At 61.0% G+C, this 2,841-nt stretch carries 2 protein-coding genes and 2 pseudogenes; 2 read left to right on the forward strand and 2 right to left on the reverse strand.

What is annotated here, in order from left to right; genetic code table 11:
- Both NKJ18_RS32840 and NKJ18_RS32845 read right to left on the reverse strand, forming a co-directional pair.
- Positions 1 to 180 (reverse strand): annotated as a pseudogene (locus NKJ18_RS32840) (transposase); the annotation flags it as partial.
- A gap of 96 nt (positions 181 to 276) precedes the next feature.
- Positions 277 to 378, reverse strand: a pseudogene (locus tag NKJ18_RS32845) (LysR family transcriptional regulator); the annotation flags it as partial.
- Between the two features lie 568 nt (positions 379 to 946).
- Between NKJ18_RS32845 and NKJ18_RS32850 the strand changes: the two are divergent.
- Together NKJ18_RS32850 and NKJ18_RS32855 are read left to right on the forward strand one after the other, a co-directional pair.
- Complete coding sequence (locus NKJ18_RS32850; RefSeq protein WP_352761598.1) at positions 947 to 1,222, forward strand: acyl carrier protein; 276 nt, start codon at positions 947 to 949, stop codon at positions 1,220 to 1,222.
- Positions 1,223 to 2,428, forward strand: coding sequence for a beta-ketoacyl-[acyl-carrier-protein] synthase family protein (locus NKJ18_RS32855; RefSeq protein ID WP_023707447.1), 1,206 nt, complete (start codon positions 1,223 to 1,225; stop codon positions 2,426 to 2,428).
- Positions 2,429 to 2,841: the final 413 nt, after the last annotated feature.

Consider the following 2,841-nt stretch of genomic DNA (forward strand, 5'->3'; position numbering starts at 1 on the left):
CGGGCAGCGCGGATCGTCGATGCAACGCGCCAGACGCTCGGCCACCCGCAACCGCTTTTCCACCTCGGCCAAGGCCAGAACGCCGCTGTTGGACGACAGCATGCCGCCGTCGAAACGGGCGACGACGGACTAGCCGCCGACTGATGACAAACCGCTCAGCGGCAGCGCAAGATCGTTCATGGTGGGTGTGGTCTCCGGGAAATTTCGGATCGGCTTAAGCAACCAAATCCTACGTCATTTCAACGGGCTTGCGCCACATCCACCAACCCCCATGAATTTGGTTAGGTTGATGCTGCGTGCCGCCGCCGTGAGGCCGCGCTCGCTAAGCAGCGCGTCGAGAACGACGAGAAGATTCAGATCGAGCCCTTTGAAACGCATGTCTTAGCTATCCATAGCGTGGATGAATTTGATTGAAACAAACGATTTTACCAATTTTCCGGAATGTCGCATGGACCTGGCAGGACCTCACGTGCGCCGATCACTGCCTCTATCGCGTGGCGAGTCCCTTGAGAAGAGCCCGAAAGAGGAAATCTGTCGCGTGCGGTGGAGATTGTACTGGGAATGAGAGGCAGCGCTCCAAATCATGTCGAACTCTCCGACGAATGGCGACCGGTACATAGTTGATCGCAACTGGTCCGGAGCTATGAAACATCTCGATTACATATGAGGTGCCGAGTGAATACGCTGACAGCACCCACCGTCGCAGCGTTTAGCTGACGTTTGACGACGGTTCCTATTTACACGCAGATTCTTGATGTGCTGGCGCAAAAGCGGGAGGCCGGCGACTTTTCTTCGTCATCGGGCTGACGCCGCAGAAGCCGGAACTCGTCCGGTTCCTATGGCATTGGGCTTGGTCGGCGCACAGGCTCTATGAGGGGCAATTTTGGCAACGCGACGCGACTCGGGTTTTGAACGACGCCGAAAACGCAAGCTGGAAAGGAACAAGATGGCAGATCAACTCGCCAACGAAATAATCGCAATGATCAGGAAGCGCGCCGCGTCGGAGGGCGGCATAGCGCCTGCCACGGGCGGCGAAATAACGGCTGCCACGGGATTGACTTCGCTCGGTATCGATTCACTGGGATTGGCGGACGTTCTCTGGGACCTGGAGCAGGCCTACGGCATCGAGATCGAGATGAATACGGCCGAGGCATGGTCGGATCTCCAGAATGTTGGGGGCATGGTGGAAGCCGTGCGCAGCTTGCTCCCTACGGGGGTGTGAATGGACAGGCGCGTCGTGATTACTGGGATTGGCGGGATTTGCGGGCTTGGAACCAACGCCGCCGCCATTTGGACAGAGATGCGAGAAGGCCGCTCCGCCATCGGCCCAATCGTCAACTCCGAGTTCCATGAATTGAGGGTCAGGATCGGTGCCGAGATCAAGGCCCTGCCGGAGCATGACATCGATAGCAAGCAACTCATCTCCATGGACCGCTTCAGCCTGCTCGCTGTGCTTGCGGCGCGCGAAGCCATGCGTCAGGCCGGACTTTCCTCCAAAGAGGGAAATAGCTATCGCTTCGGTGCGACGGTGGGCGTGGGCGGCTGCGGGTGGGATGCGATCGAGCAAACCTACCGCGCCATCCTTCTGGGCGGTAAGCGTGCCGCTCTCTTGACTGTACCCAAGGCAATGCCGGGTGCCGCTGCCGGCCAGGTCAGCATGAGTCTCGGCCTGCGCGGGCCGGTCTTCGGCGTCACGTCCGCCTGTTCCTCGGCAAACCATGCGATTGCCTGCGCGGTGGACCAGATCAGGCTCGGCCGGGCCGACGTGATGCTTGCCGGCGGCAGCGAAGCGCCGCTCATATGGGGTGTGCTGAAGGCATGGGAAGCGATCCGCGTGCTTTCGCCCGATACTTGCCGGCCATTCTCGGCCGATCGCCAGGGCCTGTCGCTTGGTGAAGGCGCCGGCATGGCGGTGCTGGAAAGCTACGAGCATGCCTTGGCTCGGGGCGCCACCATCCTTGCCGAAATTGCCGGTGTCGGCCTTTCCGCCGATGCGTCCGGCATCGTCGCGCCGACTGTCGAGGGGCCGGAGGCAGCAATGCGGGCCTGCCTTGCCGATGCCAGGCTGGACGCCGAGGATGTCGACTATCTCAACGCGCACGGCACCGGCACCAAGGCCAACGACCAGATCGAGACGGCGGCGATCAAGCGCGTCTTCGGTCAGCACGCCTTCTCAATGTCCATTTCTTCTACCAAGTCCATGCACGCGCATTGCCTCGGCGCGTCCGGCGCGCTCGAGTTGATCGCCTGCGTGATGGCTATCCGCGAGAGCGTCGTCCCGCCGACTGCCAATTATCGTGAGCTGGACCCCGATTGCGATCTCGACGTCACGCCCAATGTGGCACGCGAGCGCAAGGTGCGCGTGGCACTGAGCAACTCCTTCGCCTTTGGCGGCACGAACGCGGTTCTGGCGTTCAGGCAGGTGTAGAAGCCATGAAAGATGCTTCCGGCAACATTATCTCTCGCATCCAGATGCTTGCCGGATAACCTTGTGAAGGGCGGGTCATTGACCGCCTCGGCGAATGCGGGAAGTGGCAGCGGAAGATCGAGGATCCGGGGGTATCGTCTTTGCGGAATTCTTAACTGTTGAACCGGCTTGGACGTACCGCCGCCCCGTAAAAGGTAAGCGAGGCCATGCGGGCTCGGCTTGAGGGTCTGAAGCTGTACACGACAATGTCTGGAAGCCGCAGGGTCGGCTCTGCGCCCGTTATAGTCGCCTGAGTGCTGCCGGCCCGGCCGCGCCGCGGGCGCCGTCAATGAGCTCCTTGAACATGCGGACCTTGCCTCTCTTGGCCGACGCTTCCAGGCGTGCTGTCGTGCTGGCCTCCAGATCCGCCACAT

Origin of the sequence: Mesorhizobium sp. M0217 (genome assembly GCF_040321955.1) — a bacterium.
In the GTDB taxonomy this organism is placed as follows: domain Bacteria; phylum Pseudomonadota; class Alphaproteobacteria; order Rhizobiales; family Rhizobiaceae; genus Mesorhizobium.

Bases quoted from the DNA above. Each gene is read 5' to 3' on its own strand.
- NKJ18_RS32855 (WP_023707447.1), top strand. From the start codon at position 1,223: ATGGACAGGCGCGTCGTGATTACTGGGATTGGCGGGATTTGCGGGCTT.
- NKJ18_RS32850 (WP_352761598.1), top strand. From the start codon at position 947: ATGGCAGATCAACTCGCCAACGAAATAATCGCAATGATCAGGAAGCGC.